Origin of the sequence: Candidatus Halocynthiibacter alkanivorans, assembly GCF_003333265.1 — a bacterium.
GTDB lineage: Bacteria > Pseudomonadota > Alphaproteobacteria > Rhodobacterales > Rhodobacteraceae > Halocyntiibacter_A > Halocyntiibacter_A alkanivorans.
On record NZ_QOLB01000062.1, the window covers coordinates 46,848 to 66,349 of the forward strand.

The window sequence follows — 19,502 nt, forward strand, 5'->3', positions numbered from 1 at the left end:
CAGGCGCCACGGCTGATCGCGACGGTAGAGCACATAGGCTGAACACATCGGTTGAGCGAAGCGGCTGAAACTGACGGCTGAACATGACGGCAGCGCGAAACAGCTGAATGCGACGGCTGAGCACATCGGTCGTTTGCAAGGGCTGAACACAAAGCCTGAACACTTGGGCAGGCGTGCAACGATTGCAGGCAGTGGCTGAGCCCATAACGGGCTCAGCATGCCGGTTCAGATGTCTTTCACCAGCCGCAGCGCGTCATAGATCGCTGCATGGGTGTTACGCGCCGCAACCGCATCGCCAATCCGGAACAGTTGATAGCGCCCGTTCGGGTTGCCGGTGATCGTCTGTGCCCGCCCGTTGATGAAAGCGTCCTGATCCAGTTCGCCCAGATTGGAGGACCCAGGTTTGAGATCAAAATACAGCTCGTCCAGCGGCAGGGTGCCGTGGTTCACCACCACCTGGTCAAACAGCCGGCTCTCCACGTGGTCAGAATAATCGGTGCCGATCACGGCACGCAGTTGATTGCCCTCTCGTTCCACGTCCAACAGCCGGTAAGTCACCGTAAAGCGCACGTCACGTTCTTGCATGGAGCGCATATAGGGCACCAGGTTCATCGCCATCACGTCGGGTGCAAAACTGCGGTCAGAGGTCATCACTTCGACATGGGCGCCCGAGAGAGCGATCTTCTCGGCCGCCTGCAGGCCTGGATGGTCACCGGCGTCGTCAAACACCAGCACATTGTTACCCGGTTTCACGTCACCCGACAGGATATCCCAGGTCGAAACCACCAAATCATTGCCGGTGGTGAGGATCTCGGTATGCGGCAGGCCACCGGTGGCAACAATCACTACGTCCGGGTTTTCAGCCGTGATATCAAAAGCCTCTGCCCATGTGTTAAAGCGGAACTCAACGTCGCGCGCAGCACATTGTGCCATCCGCCACTCAATGATCGATATCATTTCACGTCGGCGTCCGGTCTGTGCTGTCAGGCGGACCTGCCCGCCTGGTTCCGCCGCCGCTTCAAACACCACAACCTGGTGACCGCGTTCAGCCGCCACCCTTGCGGCTTCCAAACCGGCGGGGCCAGCGCCGATGATCACCACTTTTTTGCGCGTATCTGCACGGGGAATATCATGGGGCATCGACAATTCGCGACCGGTGGCGGCGTTGTGAATGCACAGCGCGTCCCCGGCCTGATAAATGCGGTCAAGGCAATAGGTGGCGCCGACACAGGGGCGGATATCCTCTTCGCGCCCCTCAATGATTTTTTGCACGATCATCGGGTCGGCCATATGGGCGCGGGTCATGCCGACCATGTCCAGCAGCCCGTTTGCCACTGCATGGCGCGCAGTGGCCACATCCGGAATGCGCGCGGCGTGGAACGTGGGCATACCAATTTCGGCACGCACGCGGCCGGCGAAATCCAGATGCGGTGCGCTTTTCATACCCTGCACCGGGATCACATCGGTCAGGCCGGGATCGGTGTCGATATGACCGCGGATAACGTTGAGAAAATCCACGTTGCCAGAGTCGCGGAACGCGCGTGCAATGTTCAGACCTTCGGCCTCGGAAATGCCACCGGGCGCGTTCTCATCGGCGGTATAGCGTACGCCGACGATGAAATCGGCGCCGACGCGTTTGCGGATCGCGGCGAGCACTTCAAGCGAGAAGCGCGAGCGGTTTTCAAAACTGCCGCCCCAGGGTGCCTCCAGCGTGTTAAAGCGCGATGTCCAGAACTGATCCATCAGATGGCCGTAACATTCCAGCTCAATGCCATCGAGACCGGCGGCCTGCATGCGTTCTGCCGCATCCGCGTAATCAGTGATAATGCGGGCAATGTCCCAGTCTTCCATCTTTTTGGGAAAGGCCCGGTGCGCGGGTTCGCGGGCGTGGCCAGGCGCCACAGCGGGCAGCCAGTCGCCCTTGTTCCAGTGGGTACGGTGGCCAAGATGGGTCAGCTGCACCATCACCGCGCAGCCGTGTTCATGGCAGGCGTCGCTCAACTCGCGCATCCAGCCGACAACCTCGTCCTTATAAGCGAGAATGTTGTTGAACACCGGCGGGCTGTCACGCGACACCGCAGCGGATCCGGCGGTCATGGTCAGGCCAACGCCAGCTTTTGCCCGGGTCACGTGATAGGCGCGGTAGCGTGCCTTTGGCATGCCGTCTTCGGGATAGGCCGGTTCGTGCGCGGTGGTCATAATCCGGTTTTTGATCGTCAGGTGTTTTAGCTGAAAGGGCTGCAGCAGCGGGTCTTTACTCATGGGTTTTCCTCAGTACCAGGCGTCTTGCATCGACGCTTTTTTGGTGGCGATAAAGTCCCGCAAGGCGCGGTCAATCTCGGGGTCCAGCGGCGGCGCTTTGTAATTCGCCAGCGTTTCTTTCCATTTGGCGTTGGCGCGGGTCATGGCGTCAACACATCCCTGTTCATCCCAGGTCTCCCAGGGCTGATAATCATCCAGGCCGCTTTCCCAATAGGCGGTCTTGTAATGGCGCAAGGTGTGTTGGGCGCCAAACAGGTGCTCACCGGGGCCTTTTTCGGCCAAAGCGTCAAACGCGAGCGTTTCTTCACTGACTTCAACGCCCTGCATATAGGCGTGCAGCGCGCCGCACATGTCGGCGTCCAGCATGAATTTTTCGTACGACATCGACAGCAGCCCGTCGAGAAAGCCAGCGGAATGCAGGATGAAATTGGCGCCGCCCTGAACCGCCGACATCATCGACATCATGGCCTGGCTCATCGCCTGGGCGTCGGGCAGTTTGGAGTTGGAGAAATTGCCGGCGCAGCGCAGCGGCAAATTGAGTTTGCGCGCCAGTTGCCCCATGACCAGGCTGCCGGTGGCGGCTTCTGGTGTGCCGAAAGTGGGGGAACCTGAGCGCAGCGACATTGTCGCCAGAAAGGCACCCAGCACTGCCGGTGCACCGGGGCGTACCAGCTGGGTCAGGGCGCAGCCGACCATGCTTTCCGCCAGACTCTGCGCGATCGATCCCGCCATTGTCAGCGGCGACACTGCGCCACCGAGCAGGAAGGGCAGGTGGATCGAACCCTGATTGGCTGCCGCGTAGGCACGGATGCCCCGGGTCGAGACCCCGTCCCAGACCAGCGGCGAGGTGGAATTGAAATTGCCCATGATGACGCAGTTCTGGTCGACAAAACCGGCGCCAAACAGGATGCGGCACATCTCAATACTGTCCTCGGCCCGATCCGGAGCGGTGATGGAGCCCAGAAACGCCCGGTCAGAATAACGGATATGGGCATAGACCATATCAAGGTGGCGTTTGTTCACCGGCACGTCGGTGGGTTCACAAATGGTGCCGCCGGAATGGTGCAGATGCGGGCTGGACTGGGCCAGACGGACGAAGTTTTCAAAGTCCTCAATGGTGCCGTAGCGCCGCCCCCGGTCCAGATCCATCACAAAAGGTGAGCCGTAGGCCGGGGCAAAAACCACTGCGTCACCACCGATCTGAACCGAGTTGGCCGGGTTTCGGGCGTGTTGGGTAAAGCTGGCGGGCGCAGTTTTCAGGATGTCGCGGATCAGCCCGGGGGCAAACCGGATGTTCCATACGTCCTCAGATTTATGGGTGACCTGACCGCCTGCAGCCCGAAACAGTTCGACCGTCTCGATATCCTCCCAGAAATTGATGCCAATTTCAGCGAGGATCCGGTCAGATGTGGCCAGGATCTGATCCAGCTTGTTGTCGCTCAGCAGATCATAGGTTGGCAGGTTGCGGGTGATATAGGGGACGCGTTGCTCAGCCGGGCCAGCGGCGTCTGCAGCCTGGCGGGCGCGGCGCCCACCACGGCTGCGTGTTCTTAATTTTGTATCTGCTATCATGCTGTCCCTCCCGGAGCGCAACGGTTCATGACACATGTGTCGAGTACTATTACACACCTGTCAAGTATCTTGCATCGCCGGGCCAGGGCTGCTATCCCGTCGTCATGGCAGGAAAACCGACAGGCAAACAGACCGACAGGCAACGCGGATCAGCGGCGCTCTGGGTTGACGGGGCGTATAAAGCTCTGATTGAAGGCGGCATTGACGCGGTCAAAGTGATGCCGCTGGCCAAGGCGTTGAACCTGTCGCGCACCAGTTTTTATTGGCATTTTGAGGACCGCGGCGCGCTGTTGTCCGCCTTGCTGATGCGGTGGCAGGACAAGAACACCGGCAATCTTGTGGCCCGGACCGAAGCTTATGCCGAGAGCATTTCTGAAGCGATGTTCAACCTCTATGACTGCTGGATCGACACTGCGCTGTTTGACACTGAATTTGACCGGGCGGTGCGCAACTGGGGTCTGACCAGTGACGCGGTGCAGGACCTGATCCAGCATGCGGATAATACACGACGTGATGCGGTTAAAGCGATGTTCCTGCGCTATGGATTCAGCGAAAAACAGGCCGACTCCCGCGCCGCCACAGTGATATACACCCAGGTCGGCTACATTGCGATGCTGGTGCGTGAGCCGCTTGAACCCCGGGTCGGGCGGATGCCGGATCATATCGAAATCTATACCGGGCAAGTGCCGTCCGCGGCTGAAATCCGCCGGTTTCGCGCCCGCCACGGGATGAGTGAAAATATACATGCGTAAAATCGGCATTATTGGTGGTGAAGGTGAACTGGGTGGCGCGCTGATACGGGCGCTGTTGCGCAACGGGCGCTGCACGGCTGGCGATTTGATGATTTGCGGCCGCAGCCAGAAGGAACACCTGGGAGACGGCACAGCGACAACGGCATCCGCGCAAAAGTTGGCTGACATGTGCGAGGTGGTGATCCTCGCTGTGCCACCTGCCGCGTTTTCCACACTGGCGTTTCAGACCAGCGGGCTGGTGATCTCGGTGATGGCCGGCGTCACTCTGGAACAGATTATGCATAAATCCGGCTCCCGGCGGGCGGTGCGCGCAATGTGTGGTCCGCTGGCGGTGGATCAAGATCTTGGCTTTGCCACCTGGTGCGCCAGCGCCGGGTTGACAGCAGAGGACCGTAACCGGGTCAACCAGGTTTTTGTGTCCGGCGGTCAGGTGGCCGAGGTTGATGATGAGGCGCAGATCGACTTTTTTACCGCGTTAAACGGCCCGGTTCCTGGCATGCTGGGGTTGGTTGCGGACATGCTGATCCGCGAGGCCATGTCCCGGGGCATTGCCGGGCACATTGCGGTCAGGGCGGTCAAAGCGCAGATGGAAGCCAGCGGGCAGATCATGGCCAACGCTGACTTTGATATCGCGGCGTATGTGCAGGGCATGATCCGGTATGACGGCACCACCGCGGCTGCGTTTACCAGCCTGGAAACGGGCGGGTTGCAGCCCGTTCTGGCCGGCGCGTTTGACGCTGCTATCACCCGGGCGACGGAACTGGCAGATTTTTCCGGATAGACGCGTCGCAGATCTTTGCTGGCATTTCGCAGTTACCGTTGCGATGGCACCGGGCCGGAAACACCGGTCAGACCGGGTAATTGTGGCGCTGTACAAAGGCCCAGATGTCGCGGTTCAGCTGCCCCAGATTGTCGATAGCTTCACTGATACCGGTCAGCATTTCGTCATCAATGTCACTGATCTGGCCCATCTTGATTGTGTCCTTGCGATCGGCAATCCGCATCAGGATGGTTTTGGGATGACCGCCCTCCGAGTCAAAGGCGTAAATGCAGTGATTAAAGCGGTTTCTTAAGTGGGAAAGTTTCACCATACGGGCGGTGAGTGCGAGGATCGCTTTGCGTTCAGGCACGCTGTGGCGCGTCATTTTTGACAGACGCTCCACCAGGTCAATCCGGGCGCGTGAAGTGTTCAGGGTCAGAAAAATAACCACCGCCGTTTCTTTGTCCATCCGGGTCAGACCGGCGATCAGATGGATGAACAGGCTTTCGGTATTGGTCCAGGCATAGTTCAGCCGTCCCACCAGCAGCAGGAAATCGTCAAAAGAAAGTGGCTCAGCCACCGCCATTATGGGGTCGCCGCGATATGGGACAGAAACCAGACCGTTGCTTCGGTGCGGTTCTTGACCCCCAGTTTGCCGATAATGTTGTGAAGGTGAAGTTTGACCGTGTGTTCAGACAGGTTCAGATCCCCGGCGATGACCTTGTTTTGTTTGCCTTCTGATACCAGCGACAGAACTTCGTTTTCGCGCTGGGTCAGCATGGCAATATCAGTGTTGAAGGCCGGGGAATGATGATGGGGCAGGCTGGCTTCCAGCAGCAGGTCGCGCGGCACAAAGCCTTCACCGCACAATGTCAGCCGCATGATGGAACACCACATGTCAAACTGCGCATTCATCGGCAAAAAGCTGACCCCAGCCAGTTCGCGCTGCACGTGTTGCTGCGCCAGAATTTTTCGGGCGGGTTCGGGTGAAGTGTAGGCCAGCACGACCCGGCCCTTTGGCGCGGCTTGCTGAAACGCCTCAAAATCACTGACCAGATCAGTATACAGAGAGTCCTCAACCACAAGGGCGCGGATTGTCAGAGGATCAAGGTCCGGCTGTACTGTGACCTCTTGCAGGCTTTCCAGCCTGACAATGTTGATGTCATCGAATTCGCGGCAGGCCATGCGGATCATCGCATCTGAAAAGCTGAGCGTGTGGCCGACAAATACCGCAGACGGCTTCAGGCATTTATGCGGCGACAGCGCAGATTTGGGTGCGGATTCCTGGGCGGTTTTCCCCTGATCTTTCATGTGGTCCCCCGGTAACAAAATTACATGTAACAAACAGCCCGGTGAAATCCGGGGGGCCGACAGAGCGCATTTTACAAAATGGTTTACGAAAACCGGCCCCTTCTATCATACGCCTTATGAGCAAAGTCGCGATATTATCCAAAAGTCTAGGTCTGCTTAGGCTTTAGTCCACAGTCCGAACAGGCAGTATTTTCGCTGCGCAACTCCGGCTGGTTAATATTTTATTAACAAGAACAGAATGTTACGCCGGACAGGCGCTGGTGACTGCTCTGGGTCGCGCTGGGACGCACTAAACCTAGAGGCGAGTGCTGCACGATTCGAGCAGTATTTTCGGCTTCGAATCGATTTACGCCAATCGTTGAAACTTAAAAACCATTCTATCCCGCTGGTTTAACCTGCCCACCGGGGTCTAGATCGTTGGCCTGGCTATCAGTGGCAGCGCGAAAGGAGAAAACTGAGCGCGCCGTGATCTGCTGCGGCGTATTTCAGACTCCGGTTGTTTATTTGCACAATCAAAAGCCCATGCCACGGAATATCCAGAGGATAACGCGTGGTGTGTATTTGCTTTTTTGAACCTGCAATTCTGACCGGCAGCAAGAAGGAGGGCAATGCACGGATATGCGTCTGCGGCGCCGGTGCGATCTCACAATGTCAGCACTGATCAGCCGCACAATTCTCGTTTACCTGTAATCAGCTTTCCGATGACTGCGTTAGAATGACTGGCGGTCCGGCAAGCCCATTTCTGGGAGTATTCCTATGTCTAGGAGAAGTAACTGGACCCCTTGGGGCAACAATTCCAATGACAACGACAATGAGAACGACAATGATAATGGGAACGGCAACGGCAATCTCAATCTGAATGGGAACGGCAACGGCAATCTCAATCTGAACGGGAACGGCAATCTCAACCTGAATGGCAATGGCAACCTCAATCTGAACGGCAACCATAACAGCAATTCAAACGAGAACAGCGCCGACAATTCTGCCGACAATGAAGCCAATAACAGCGCCGACAATTCGGCCGAAAATACAGCCACCAACACCGCAACCAATGACACGGATGTGACCACCACGGTGACCACAAATGTGAGCGTTGGTCTGGATGGTTATGTGCCCACGGATGATGACTTTGCCGATTTCTATCTGGATGATTCCGAGATTGATGACATCACGATGGCAAACGGGAACATGGTTTATGACCCCGGCAATGATCAGAGCATCGGTGACATTCTGAATGATGCGCTGAACGGCTTGGGCAATGACACCGGTACTGTCAACGTCATGAACAATACGCTTGAGGACAACGATTACCTTGAGGGCGCTGAGGTGGGTGGCCACCTGTATCAGTATAACGATTCTGAAGGTGGCGATGCCGAAGCTGATGAGGGCATCGAAGTTGAAACCGACGGTGGCGACGGTGGCGATGATGCCGGGTCCTATGGCGGCAATGCAAAAGGTGGTTCTTCCGAAGGCGGCCACGCGTATGCCGGTGGCGGTGACGGCGGTAATCAGTACACCAAAGCTGATGGTGATGATGGCGGTGACGGCGGAGATACCGGCGAAACCGGCGACGCCGGTGCGGTGGCGCTCGGGCTTGGTCTTGGCCTTGCCGGGGCGGGTTCATATGCCGAAGGTGGCAACACCAGCGGCAGTGCAACCTCTGTCGGCGCCGGGCTTGGACTGGGGCTTGCCGGTGCGGGGTCTGATGTGGATGCCGGTGACGGTGCCAAAGGTGGCGACGGCGATAATGACGGCGACGGCGGCGCTGGCGGCGACGGCGACGCTGACAATGATGGCGGCGATGCTGGTGACGGCGGTGACGGCGGCGATGCCGGTGCAATCGGCGTCGGGCTTGGCCTGATCGGTGCCGGACTTGCCAATGCTGAAGGCGGCGACGGTGACAACGGCGGCGACGGTGGCGATGCTGCTGCTGGCGGTGACGGTGGCGACGGTGCTGCCGGCGGTGACGGCGGCGACGGTGGCGACGGTGCCGAAGGCGGCGATGCCGGCGGCTTTGCAGCTGCTCTGGCCGGCGGTCTGGGTGTTGGCATCGGTGACGACGCCACAACCGGCGATGCCGGCGCTGCTGACGCGGCGGCTGATGCGTCCAACACGTCTGACGGGTCTGCGACTGCGACCGCCACAAGCGGTGACAGCGGTGACGGCGGTTACGGCGGCGAGGGTGGCAGTGCGCTTGCCATCGGCGGTCTGACCGGTGACGGCTATGGCGGTCATGCCTGGGGCGGCGACGCCATGGCAACTGGTGGTGCCGGTGGTGCTGCTGGGGACGCCTATAATGGTGACGGTGGTGCCGGTGGCAGTGCTGGCATGTGGGGGTCAAACAACGGTGACGACGGTTATGTCACCGGGACCAGCGCAGCGAGCGCAGATTCCGCAATCAACACCACAGCGTTCAACCAGTCGATTGTGATGGGCGCGAATGTGCTGGGCAACACGGTGGATATGACCGTTGTGGGTGGCAGCCTGAGCTCGACCTATATCGGCGACGACAGCGACGGCGTATAAGCCATATTCTCTGAACGGGGCCGGTAATTCCGGCCCCGTTACACTTGCAGATCACATGCAGGAATACCCGACCTCTGAGGCCAGCGCAGGGTGTATTAAGGGGTAATTATTATGGCTTTTGACGCCACGACGGAAATCGTCAACCACTTCATCGGCATATTCGCCACCGTTGTAGAAGAGCTGCGTATGCGGCAGGTCTATGATGAGTTTAAAGCGCTGAAAAAGCTGGATGCGGAATTTGGCAAGTTGCTGAACGTGAAAGTGACGATAGACTCCCCGTATAGTACCGGTGATTTTTCCACGTCTTTCAACGGGCTGCAGTTTAAGGCGCTTGCTGTTGAGCCGGCACGTTTTTGGGTGGAGAATGCGTCAGAGCTGCCGGACATCTATATATCCACCGGTCTCAGCAAATTTGTGCGCCAGTCCGACGGCGAAATACGGATTCCCCCGCCGGGGCCGGAGTTTGATCTCCAGCCGGCGAGTTCTCTGCTTGCGGTGACAGTGCAGCTGAACACGCTCAGCGACAACGATATATATGGTGATATTTTTGATGAAGAAGGGGCGCTGACATTCGTGGCGCCAAAGGATTTTGACACCCAGACCGAAGGGATGATGATCCTGGCCGGCAGCCTGACCGGGTTTAGTGCTGCCATTATCGGCCCTGCGCACGGAGGCATTGCAGGCTATGCGAGCTACGTCGCGGAGTTGCTGGACGCGGTTGCGGATCCTGGAATTGAAGGTGCCAGCGTCACCATCCTGCGCGGTGCGGATGCACTTGGGAAGCACGAAAACGGAGGGCACGTCGAAGAACTGACCGAGCTTGACGATGTCAGGCCGGCGTATTTTGAGTCTGAGGAGACAGAAGGGCCCGAACACGCTGATCCAGGTGAGACAGAGCAGCAAGAAAAAGCTGATCCAGGTGAGACAGCGGCAATTGTCGCGGACAACAGCTCTGACGGCGGGGGGGCTCACGACGGGGATCCACATCTTGCACATGCAGCGGTGGCTGCAACTGTCGAAGAGGTTTCAGCAGCCGCAGCGCCAGAAGCACAGCCAGACGCGGATGCCGCTGCCGGTGGTGCTGCTGAGCGGGTAAAAACCCTGGATATTTCAGATGGTGAAGGCCTCACGGTTATCGCAGGGATCGAAACAATTGCGGAGCTTATCGAAGCGCCTGTAACGGGTGTCAGTGCGGCTGTTGCGCATGTCGAAGAGCTTGCTGTGGCGGCGGAAGCTGTAGCCGATGCCGGGCTTATTGAGCCCGCGGACGCTGAAAAAATCATTGATGTATTAGGGGATGCCGGCGCAGCAGACACTGCAAACGGCGCGTTTGTTGCAGGCGATGAGGAGGTTGCCCGTCAACAAGACAGCGCAGGTGCTGCTGACGCCGGATACGAAGACGAAGCCGCCGCTGACGCCGCCGGCAGTGACGGCAATGACGAAGGCACCGGCGATCAGGGTGCCGACGAACAAGCTGCCGACGATCAGGACGACGATGACGATGACGGTGAAAACGGGGACGATGACGGTGGGGATGACGATGAGTCCGAAGGCGGCTTCTGGGATGTCGAAGATGGCCACGCTGTTGTGGCCGGGGCCAATCAGCAGCTGAATGAGGTCGCGATCCATTCGGCCTGGCTGGATGCGCCGGTTATTGCGGTGATGGGCGATGTGGCGGTGATCGACGCAATATCCCAGGTCAATGTGCTGTTTGAAGCAAGTATCGGCAGCGCTGAGGCGGTGCTGTCCCAGAGCTATAACAGCGCTGCAATCATTGAGACAGCGACCACCGTGGTCAGTCCGGATGCAGATGACGATGATGGTGACAATGACGGGCCAGGGCGGCCTGACCTGCCGGACCATTGGGTGGTGACCCGGGTGGACGGCGATCTGGTGCAGGTAAACTGGATCGAACAGTTCAATTTCGCCACCGACCAGGACATGGCGCGCGTCGAATTCTCCGGTGACGATACATTGGTTCAGCTTGGCAACAATAGTTTGATAAACCTCGCCGACATGCTGGAAATCGGTTTTGGCTATGATCTGATCATGGTCGGCGGCACGATGGTTTCTGTCAATCTGATCTCTCAGGTCAACGCACTGCTTGATATTGACAGTCTCAGTTATGACGGTGCCGGGCCGGACAGTCTGTCGATGTCTGACAATCTGTTGTTCAATTCAGCGGTGATTGACGCGAGCGGTGTCGACAACTGGATCGAGATGGACGTCAAATTTGCCAATGCAGGGCATGCGCTTGCTGCCGGTGCGCAAAATATCGGCGCAAGCGTGGCCAAAAATGAAATGTTTGACGGCATCGATGTGCTGCGGGTGCTGTATATTGAAGGCGACTGGCTGACGATCAACTCCATTACCCAGACCAATATCCTGGGGGACGCTGATCAGGTGCATCTGGCGCTGGAAGATTTTGTCAACAAATCCGGCGGCGAAGTGACCATCACCACCGGTTCAAATTCTCTGGTCAACCTGGCCGAGGTGGTGGATTACGGCGTCGACAGCACCGTCATGGTTGGCGGCGAGGTCTACAGCGAGGCGCTGATCTATCAGGCAGAGCTGATCGACACTGACGCAGATCCGTCCGGTGTTGCTCTGATGGCGCTTGCGAGTGAGGCCGTGGCGTTCCTCGCGCCGGACATCATCGAAGATACGCTGCCAGAAGATGTTTACACCAGCAGCACAATTGTGACCGACAGCAGTTCTGCGGATATTTTGCAGACCATGCTGGCCTGAGGAGATTTAACATAAAGAGTATCGGAGAACACATTGAAGGATCATACTAATCCGCCGGATGAGCCGACGTCTGGCCGCGCGGGGAAAAAGCCTGTAATGCGCCTGACCCCGCAACAACGGATTGACCCGCGGTTTGTCCCGGAAGATGAGCGCACTGGTGGTATTGCCGGCGAGCAGATCGAGGCTGACACCGGTCCGGTATTGCGCCGGGAAAAAGCGGCGGTGCCGTCGGTCAACGGCGGCGGTGGCGGCCGCCGCCCGCCGGGTTTTCACCAGCGTCTCAGCCCGGATGAATTTTCCAAAAGCCTGGCCGGTGGCGTCTCAGCGGTGCGGCGCAATCTTGGCTTTGTGATGGTGCTGACCTGTGCCACCAACCTGTTGATCCTCGCGATTCCGATCTATCTCTTCCAAATTTCCGACCGGGTGCTGACCAGCCGCTCGGTCGATACTCTGATCATGTTGACTGTGGTGATCGTGGGGGCGGTCGTACTGCAGGCAATACTTGATGCAGTGCGCCGGTTTGTACTGATGCGTACTGCGGTAGAGGTGGCTGCCCGGCTCGGAGCTCCGATCCTGAGCGCGGCGGCCACCGCTGCTTTGCATTCAAACGGGCGCGAATTTCAGACCCTGGGCGATCTGCAGCAAGTGCGTGGCTTTCTGGTCTCCGGCACCTTGATTTCTTTCCTGGATATTCCTTTTGCACCGCTGTTCATTCTGGCGATTTTTCTGGTGCATCCGCATCTTGGCATGATTGTTGTGCTGACGTCGCTGATCCTGCTGGTGATTGCGGTTGTGAATCAGAAACTGACAGCCAGGCCCTTTGCCGAAGCCAGTATGGCGCAAAGCAGGGCCAATCTGCATCTGGACTCGATGGCGCGCAACAGCCAGATCATCAATGCGCTGGCGATGGTACCCGAAGCGGTGATGATCTGGGGGCGCGATACCGCAGCTTCCCTGAAGCATCAGGTAAAAGCGCAGGACCGCAATATCATCTCAGCCGCGGTGTCCCGGGCCGCACGGCTGCTGACCCAGATCAGTATGTTGGGCTGGGGCGCCTATCTGGCGATCCAGGGCGAGATCACCGGCGGTATGGTGATCGCTGCATCAATCATTGCCGGGCGGGCGCTGGCGCCGATTGAAGGCGCGATTGAGGGCTGGAACGGGTTTTTGCTGTCGCGCGCGGCCTATGGGCGCATCGGCAGTCTGATGCAGAACACAAAAATGAAATTTGAACGGCTGCGTCTTCCCTCGCCTGAAGGTCGTCTCGATGTGGAACGGCTGCTGTATGTGCCCGGGGGCACCAAGCAGGTGGTATTGAACGGGCTCAGCTTTTCGCTGAACCCGGGGGATTCCCTGGCGGTGATCGGCAATTCTGGTGCCGGCAAAACCACGCTGGGTAAAATGCTGGTGGGTTCCATCCTGCCCACGTCGGGCAATGTACGGCTTGATCTGATGGATCTGCGCAACTGGGATCCGCGCCAGTTTGGCGAAAGCATCGGCTATGTGCCCCAGGATGTGCAGCTGTTCCCCGGATCGATCAAAAACAACATTGGCCGGATGCGGGACGACGCCACTGATGAACAAATCCACCGCGCTGCGGTGCTGGCGGATGTGCATGACATGATCGCCAGCCTGCCGCATGGCTATGAAACCGTGGTGGCGTCAGATGGCTCACCGCTTTCGGGCGGGCAGAAACAGCGGGTGGCGCTGGCGCGGGCATTTTTTGGCAATCCGCGCCTGCTTATTCTGGATGAGCCCAATTCCAACCTCGACGGTGCCGGGGACAAAGCGCTGTCACGCGCGATCAAACATGCCAGTGAAAGCGGCATTACCGTAGTTGTGATCACCCAGAAATCGTCGCTGCTCAATGTCGTCGACAAAATCATGCTGATGGCAGATGGCAATATCATCATGTTTGGCGCCCGTGATCAGGTGGTTCAGCAGCTACAGAAACAAAACAACGGCGGCAGCCTGCCAACACAGGCAAACCGTGGAGCGGTGACATGAGTGCCGACGCGGATATGCCGCAGGAATGGTATGCGGATGTGCCGCGGTCGGTGACCCGGCATGTGGTCTTTGGTTTCACCCTGATGGCGATTGCCTTTGGCGGGTTTGGCTGGTGGGCGTTTAACGCACCGCTGGCGGCAGCGGTCATCGCCCAGGGCAGCTTTGTCGCCACCGGGCGCAACAAGATCATTCAGCACCTGGAAGGCGGCATCATCAAAGAGATCCTGGTGAAAGAAGGCGACACCGTACTGGCCGGTCAGATCATCCTGGCGCTGGATGAAACCGTTGCACTGGCTTCAGAGCGCGAATTATTTCTGCGCCAGGTGCGGCTCGAGGCGACTGAAGTGCGCATTCTTGCCGCACTGAGCCCTCAGGAGCGGCTGGTCTTTCCGCCGGCGCTTTTGGAAAAACGCGGTGATTTCGAAGTGGCGACAATCCTGGATGGTCAGAACAATGCGTTCAAAGTCGCGGTGCAGGCGCTGAACAATGATATTGCCTTGCTGGAGCGCAATATTGAAGCGTTGCGCATCCGCTCTATGGGATATGAGCGGCAACTGATCTCGATGCGGTTGCAGGCTTCAATCCTGAGCGAAGACCTGGCGGATAAATCCACCCTGTTTGAACGGGGGCTGATGCGCAAAAGCGAAGTGAATATGGTGCGGCGCGCCCTGGCTGAATCCGAGGGGCAGGTGGCGCGTCTTGCCTCTGAAGTCACCGAATTAGCCGAGATCAGCCGCCGGTATGAAACCCAGATTGAACAGACGCTGAGCGCCCATCGCCAGGCCGCTGTTGACGAGTTGCAGGTGGTGCAGAGCGAGTTGGATTCCGTGCGTGAAAAAGCGCGCAAGGCGATAAGTGTTCTCAGACGCGCGGAGATCAAATCACCGGTCAGCGGTACCGTGATCCGGCTGTATTATCATACCGCCGGAGGGGTGATTGAATCGGGCCGCGCGATAGCGGAAATCCTGCCCTCAGACGAGCCCCTGATCATCGAAGCCCAGGTGGCGCGCACTGAAATTGAAAATGTGACCATTGGGCAGATGGCCACGGTGCGGCTGGTCGGGCTGAACCAGAGAACCACGCCGGTGCTGAACGGGCTGGTCTATTATGTCTCTGCCGATGCGGTGACCGACAGGTCCGGCGAAGGCGTACGCGAGGTTTATGTCACCCGGGTCTCGATCCCGGTGGATGAGCTGATGCGGGTGCCGGGGTTTACGCCGACGCCTGGCATGCCTGCAGAGGTGTTGATCCAGACCGCCGAACGCAGTTTTATCGACTATCTGATCAAACCGATCAGTGATTCAATGAACCGGGCGTTCCGCGAACAATAGCGGCGGTGAAATGCAAACGCCGGCACAGGATATGTGCCGGCGTTTGTCATGCGGTTTAAATGTCCCGGGCGGAGATCCGGGCAGAGATCCGGAGGGTCAGACCGTGCCGCCGAGGGAGCCTTCCAGTGAGGCAAGCTCCTGACCACCGGCCATCAGATCCTGCAATTCATCCGGGGTGATTTCACCGCGCTTTGCTGTGCCGAGCGTCTTGCCCCGGTTCAGCACGGTAAAGCGGTCGCCCACTGCCATGGCATGACGCACGTTGTGGGTGATAAACACCACACCGACGCCCTGTTTGCGCACTTTGTCGATGGTGGCCAGCACGTTGGCGGTCTGGCGCACACCCAGCGCCGAGGTCGGCTCGTCCAGGATCAGCACTCTGGCGCCAAAATGCACGGCGCGCGCAATGGCAACGGTCTGACGTTCGCCGCCCGACAATGTGCCCACTGCCTGATCCGGTCCGCGCAGGTTAATGCCCATTTTTGACATCTCATCCATCGTCACCCGGTTGGCAGTCTCATGGTCAAAGAACATGAACGGCCCGACTTTTTTCTGGGGCTCGTTGCCCATGAAAAAGTTACGCGCCACCGACATCAGCGGGATCATTGCCAGGTCCTGATACACGGTGGCAATGCCGGCCTTGATCGCGTCGCGCGGCCGTTCAAAATTCATCTCCTTGCCGTCGAACAGGATCTCGCCCTTGCTCGCTTTATGTACGCCGGACATGGTCTTGATGAACGTCGATTTACCGGCACCGTTGTCGCCCAGAAGGCAGTGGCATTCGCCTGGGAACACATCGAGCGACACACCAGCCAATGCGATAACCGAGCCAAAATGTTTTTCAATATTGCGCATCTGCACAATAGGGGTTTGTGGCGAACTCATATCATTTCTCCCCAGTAATCATGCGACGGATATAGGTGTTCAGGATCACCGCCAGCAGAAGGATCACCCCGAGGAACACCCGGAACAGTGAACTTTCCACCCCGGCAAAGAACAGGCCTTGCTGCACCACGCCAAAGATCAGCGCACCAAGTGCGGCGCCGATGACCGAACCATATCCGCCGGTCAGAAGCGCGCCACCGATGACCACGGAAATGATCGCTTCAAATTCTTTCAGCAAGCCGCGGTCCGCGCCGGCAGAACCGAACTCCATCACCTGAATGGTGGCAAAAACCGTGGCGCAGAATGCCGAGAACATGAACATGGTGATTTTCACCCGGTTTACCGGCACACCAACATAACGTGCGGCCTGAGCATCGCCACCGGCCGCGTAGATCCAGTTGCCAAAGCGGGTTCTGGTCAACAAAATATGGCCAAAGATGATCAGGACCAGCGCCCAGACCAGCAGCATTGGTACGCCTTCCACAACGGGTTGGCCGATGCGGTTGCCACGTGAAAACGTCTCGATCAGCCCGATATCGCCGAACCACTGAAACAGGCCACGCAGGATCTTGCCGCCAAAGATCGGCGCCAGCCAGTCGCCTTCAGCCGCGTCAGAAATGCCGCTGATGATGGTTTTGCGCTCGATGACCTGGGGCAGAAAGATGGTAAAGCCGCGCAGGATGAACAGGAATGCCAGGGTAACGATGAAACTCGGCAGACCGGTGCGCACCACGATATAGCCGTTCAGTGCGCCGATAGAGATCGTCAGCACGAAGGTCACCAGAATGGCAATCCAGACCGGCCAGCCCAGGGTGATGGTGAAAATGGCGATCATCATGCCGGCAAAGCCGATCATTGACCCAACCGAGAGGTCGAACTCGCCTGCGATCATCAGCAAACAGGCGCCGACGGCGATGATCATGAATTGAGCGGAAACAATGGACCAGTTCATGATGCCCTGAGGCGCGAACATGCCAGAGTCAAAAGCGAACAGAATAAACATCGCGAATACGATGATATTGCCACAAATGCCACCAAGTTCAGGGCGGATCAGGGCTTCGCGGAAACGGGATCGGGACTGGATCCGCTCGTCTGCGGACGGGACGGGGGGTGCCTCGGACATGTCGGGCCTCGTATCAATTTGGGGGGGTACAGAAACGAAAGGACAGGGGGCCACATCATGGCAGCCCCCTGAACAATGTGCTTAGCGGAATTCGCCAGCGTATTTTTCGACCAGCTCAAGCGCGTCTTTGGTGACAAAGCCCGGGCCGGAGTTGATGTTGTTGCCTGGCAGTACGCCATAACGGTGATAGTTGGCCAGGATCACAACCGGCAGATAGGCCTGCAGGAATGGCTGCTGATCGATGCCCCAGTTGATCACACCGGCTTTGATGCCTTTGACGATGTCTTCGCCAAGGTCAAACGTACCGAAGTAAATGTCACCGGCCATGCCGTTTTCTTCCAGCGCCAACAGGGTCGGATCTGCAGAGTTTGGACCCAGAGTCAGAACTGCGTCTGTGTCCGGATTGGCGGAAAGGTAGGCCATCACACGGTTTTTAACTTCCGAGGGATCCTGACCGGAGTCGATCATCTGATTGCCAAGCTCGACGCCCAGACCATCAGCAAAACCCTGACAGCGCTCAGTGGAGGAGGGTGACGAGATATAATGGTTCACGCAAAGGAACGATTCAACACCGTCTCCCTTGGCGCGGATCCCAGCCGCATAACCCGCATCATACTCGGGCTGACCCACATACATCAGAGCGCCAACTTCACGCGCCTGTTCCGGCGTGCCGGAGTTCATGATTATGACATCAATCCCCTGATCCACTGCGTTCCGGATCGGGCCGGAAAGCACCGAATAGTCAGCGAGGGTGGTGATGATACCGGTTGCACCGGATGCGGCCGCCTGGTCGATGATACGCGCCATATCGGCAAGGTCACCGGTGGGCGGGTTGCGGTATTCAACCTCAACATCCATCTGTTCAGCGGCGAGCGCCAGACCGTTTTTGATGGTGTTCCACCAGCTGTCGCTGTCGGGTGCATGGCTGACCAGCACATATTTTTCGCCTTCAGCGGATGCTGTTGTTGCGCTCAAAAACGGTGCGGCGACCAGTGCGGTGGCCAGTACCAGTTTTGTTGTAAGGTTTGTCATAGTTTCCTCCCTGCTACGACGACATTCAATCGGGCGCCTCTAAATTCAGGCCTTCCCTGGCGAAAGATAAACACGGATGGAATTTTTTTGCAAGCGGTTGCAAAAATGAATTTCAAATTCATACTGTCAATAGCAAGCGAAGCCGTTAAGTTCACTGAAACAACAAAGGACTGCCGCTCTCGGCAGGAGACATATGGCCGCTACTTTAAAAGATGTTGCGCGACACGCCGGGGTCTCGACCTCGGCCGTGTCGCGCACGTTCACTGAAGGCGCCTCGGTGTCTGATAAAATGCGCAAGCGGGTTGAAAAGGCGGCTGATGAACTGGGCTACAGCCCGAATTTTCTCGCCCGATCCCTGACAACGCGGCGCACCAAACTCATTGGTCTGGTGTCAAACAACTTCCACAACCCTTTGTTTTTGGAAGTTTTTGATCTGTTTACCCGCAGGTTGCAGGAGCGCGATCTGCGTCCCCTTCTGGTCAACTTGTCAGATGAAACCGATCCGGAAAACTCGGTGCGCATGCTGCGCCAATATTCCGTCGATGGTGTTGTGGTGGCCTCTTCAACACTGCCACCGGGTTTTGCCAAGGCCTTTCGGGATGCCGGGGTGCCGGTGGTGCATGCCTTTGGGCGCTATTCCGGTTCACCTGAAGTCCATGTGGTGGGAATCGACAATGTGGAATGCGGCCGCATGGCGGCCAGGGAATTAATTGGGCGCGGTTACAAAAAAATCGGATTTTTCGGCGGGCCGGAGGACGCGACATCGACTCAGGACCGGGTTTCCGGTTTTGCAGAGGAGCTGAAACGCCACCCGGAAATTGCCACCAGTATCAGTTATGGCGAAGCCTATTCCTTTGAAGCCGGGCGCAAAGGCATGCAGCAGGAATTGTTGCGGGACCGGGCTGAGGCCTATTTTTGCGGCGATGACGTGTTGTCGATTGGCGCGCTTAGTGCGATTGCCGATGCGGGGCTTTCGGTGCCGGGTGATATCGGCATTATCGGGCTCAATGATATGGAAATGTCGGGTTGGGAAAACATCAACCTGACCACGATCCACCAGCCCGTCGAGAAGATTATCAACTCCACTGTTGAGTTGATGGAGGCGATGCTGGAAGACGATGAGCGCAGTCCGGAAGCACGGATTTTTTCCTGCCACGTGGTGGAACGGGGGACCCTGAAGCCCCCCGTCTGAA

At 57.9% G+C, this 19,502-nt stretch carries 14 protein-coding genes; 7 read left to right on the forward strand and 7 right to left on the reverse strand.

Translation table 11 applies throughout. The features are described 5' to 3' along the window. Positions 1-225 precede the first annotated feature (225 nt). Both DWA01_RS05930 and DWA01_RS05935 read right to left on the reverse strand, forming a co-directional pair. Entirely contained in the window at positions 226-2,262 is a 2,037-nt protein-coding gene (locus DWA01_RS05930; RefSeq protein ID WP_114284923.1) for an oxidoreductase, read from the reverse strand. A 9-nt stretch (positions 2,263-2,271) separates the two neighbouring features. After that, positions 2,272-3,834, reverse strand: coding sequence for a trimethylamine methyltransferase family protein (locus DWA01_RS05935; RefSeq protein WP_114284924.1), 1,563 nt, complete (start codon positions 3,832-3,834; stop codon positions 2,272-2,274). Between the two features lie 104 nt (positions 3,835-3,938). Here DWA01_RS05935 and DWA01_RS05940 point away from each other — a divergent pair, with 104 nt between their 5' ends. Both DWA01_RS05940 and DWA01_RS05945 read left to right on the forward strand, forming a co-directional pair. Beyond that, positions 3,939-4,586, forward strand: a complete 648-nt coding sequence (locus DWA01_RS05940; protein ID WP_114284925.1) for a TetR/AcrR family transcriptional regulator — start codon at positions 3,939-3,941, stop codon at positions 4,584-4,586. Then, positions 4,579-5,367: a pyrroline-5-carboxylate reductase family protein gene (locus tag DWA01_RS05945; RefSeq protein ID WP_114284926.1), complete on the forward strand. Its 789-nt coding sequence runs from the start codon at positions 4,579-4,581 to the stop codon at positions 5,365-5,367. Before DWA01_RS05940 ends, DWA01_RS05945 begins: the two co-directional genes overlap by 8 nt. 67 nt (positions 5,368-5,434) lie before the next feature. On the opposite strand, the gene DWA01_RS05950 is transcribed toward DWA01_RS05945, so the two are convergent. Together DWA01_RS05950 and DWA01_RS23435 are read right to left on the reverse strand one after the other, a co-directional pair. Then, complete coding sequence (locus DWA01_RS05950) at positions 5,435-5,932, reverse strand: hypothetical protein (protein WP_114284927.1); 498 nt, start codon at positions 5,930-5,932, stop codon at positions 5,435-5,437. Next, positions 5,932-6,657 (reverse strand): response regulator transcription factor, encoded by a 726-nt coding sequence (locus tag DWA01_RS23435; protein ID WP_235008436.1) that lies wholly within the window; start codon positions 6,655-6,657, stop codon positions 5,932-5,934. Before DWA01_RS23435 ends, DWA01_RS05950 begins: the two co-directional genes overlap by 1 nt. Positions 6,658-7,413: 756 nt before the next feature. Here DWA01_RS23435 and DWA01_RS05960 point away from each other — a divergent pair. From DWA01_RS05960 to DWA01_RS05975, 4 genes are all read left to right on the forward strand, one after another. Next, the gene (locus DWA01_RS05960) at positions 7,414-9,183 is read left to right on the forward strand and encodes a hypothetical protein (RefSeq protein WP_114284928.1); all 1,770 of its coding nucleotides are present in this window, start codon (positions 7,414-7,416) and stop codon (positions 9,181-9,183) included. Positions 9,184-9,294: 111 nt separating this feature from the next. After that, complete coding sequence (locus DWA01_RS05965) at positions 9,295-11,931, forward strand: prolipoprotein diacylglyceryl transferase (protein WP_114284929.1); 2,637 nt, start codon at positions 9,295-9,297, stop codon at positions 11,929-11,931. Positions 11,932-12,027: 96 nt separating this feature from the next. Beyond that, a complete protein-coding gene (locus tag DWA01_RS05970; protein WP_114284930.1) occupies positions 12,028-13,938 on the forward strand; it encodes a type I secretion system permease/ATPase in 1,911 nt (636 codons plus the stop codon). Next, on the forward strand, positions 13,935-15,269 hold the full coding sequence (locus DWA01_RS05975) for an HlyD family type I secretion periplasmic adaptor subunit (RefSeq protein WP_114284931.1): 1,335 nt from the start codon (positions 13,935-13,937) through the stop codon (positions 15,267-15,269). The genes DWA01_RS05970 and DWA01_RS05975 overlap by 4 nt, the downstream gene beginning before the upstream one ends. Before the next feature lie 96 nt (positions 15,270-15,365). Here DWA01_RS05975 and DWA01_RS05980 read toward each other — a convergent pair whose 3' ends face one another. The 3 genes from DWA01_RS05980 to DWA01_RS05990 form a co-directional block, all read right to left on the reverse strand. Continuing rightward, entirely contained in the window at positions 15,366-16,154 is a 789-nt protein-coding gene (locus DWA01_RS05980) for an ATP-binding cassette domain-containing protein (RefSeq protein ID WP_114284932.1), read from the reverse strand. 1 nt (position 16,155) lies between these two features. Next, positions 16,156-17,277 (reverse strand): ABC transporter permease, encoded by a 1,122-nt coding sequence (locus DWA01_RS05985; RefSeq protein ID WP_114284933.1) that lies wholly within the window; start codon positions 17,275-17,277, stop codon positions 16,156-16,158. A gap of 81 nt (positions 17,278-17,358) precedes the next feature. Beyond that, on the reverse strand, positions 17,359-18,309 hold the full coding sequence (locus DWA01_RS05990; protein ID WP_114284934.1) for a sugar ABC transporter substrate-binding protein: 951 nt from the start codon (positions 18,307-18,309) through the stop codon (positions 17,359-17,361). Positions 18,310-18,502: 193 nt separating this feature from the next. Between DWA01_RS05990 and DWA01_RS05995 the strand changes: the two genes are divergently transcribed. Next, a complete protein-coding gene (locus tag DWA01_RS05995) occupies positions 18,503-19,501 on the forward strand; it encodes a LacI family DNA-binding transcriptional regulator (RefSeq protein WP_114284935.1) in 999 nt (332 codons plus the stop codon). The last annotated feature ends 1 nt before the right edge of the window (position 19,502 follow it).

Coding starts and splice junctions, on each gene's coding strand:
- DWA01_RS05970 (WP_114284930.1), top strand. CDS start 12,028: ATGCGCCTGACCCCGCAACAACGGATTGACCCGCGGTTTGTCCCGGAA.
- DWA01_RS05990 (WP_114284934.1), bottom strand. CDS start 18,309: ATGACAAACCTTACAACAAAACTGGTACTGGCCACCGCACTGGTCGCC.
- DWA01_RS05975 (WP_114284931.1), top strand. CDS start 13,935: ATGAGTGCCGACGCGGATATGCCGCAGGAATGGTATGCGGATGTGCCG.
- DWA01_RS05950 (WP_114284927.1), bottom strand. CDS start 5,932: ATGGCGGTGGCTGAGCCACTTTCTTTTGACGATTTCCTGCTGCTGGTG.
- DWA01_RS05995 (WP_114284935.1), top strand. CDS start 18,503: ATGGCCGCTACTTTAAAAGATGTTGCGCGACACGCCGGGGTCTCGACC.
- DWA01_RS05940 (WP_114284925.1), top strand. CDS start 3,939: ATGGCAGGAAAACCGACAGGCAAACAGACCGACAGGCAACGCGGATCA.
- DWA01_RS05980 (WP_114284932.1), bottom strand. CDS start 16,154: ATGAGTTCGCCACAAACCCCTATTGTGCAGATGCGCAATATTGAAAAA.
- DWA01_RS05930 (WP_114284923.1), bottom strand. CDS start 2,262: ATGAGTAAAGACCCGCTGCTGCAGCCCTTTCAGCTAAAACACCTGACG.
- DWA01_RS05935 (WP_114284924.1), bottom strand. CDS start 3,834: ATGATAGCAGATACAAAATTAAGAACACGCAGCCGTGGTGGGCGCCGC.
- DWA01_RS05965 (WP_114284929.1), top strand. CDS start 9,295: ATGGCTTTTGACGCCACGACGGAAATCGTCAACCACTTCATCGGCATA.
- DWA01_RS05960 (WP_114284928.1), top strand. CDS start 7,414: ATGTCTAGGAGAAGTAACTGGACCCCTTGGGGCAACAATTCCAATGAC.
- DWA01_RS23435 (WP_235008436.1), bottom strand. CDS start 6,657: ATGAAAGATCAGGGGAAAACCGCCCAGGAATCCGCACCCAAATCTGCG.
- DWA01_RS05985 (WP_114284933.1), bottom strand. CDS start 17,277: ATGTCCGAGGCACCCCCCGTCCCGTCCGCAGACGAGCGGATCCAGTCC.
- DWA01_RS05945 (WP_114284926.1), top strand. CDS start 4,579: ATGCGTAAAATCGGCATTATTGGTGGTGAAGGTGAACTGGGTGGCGCG.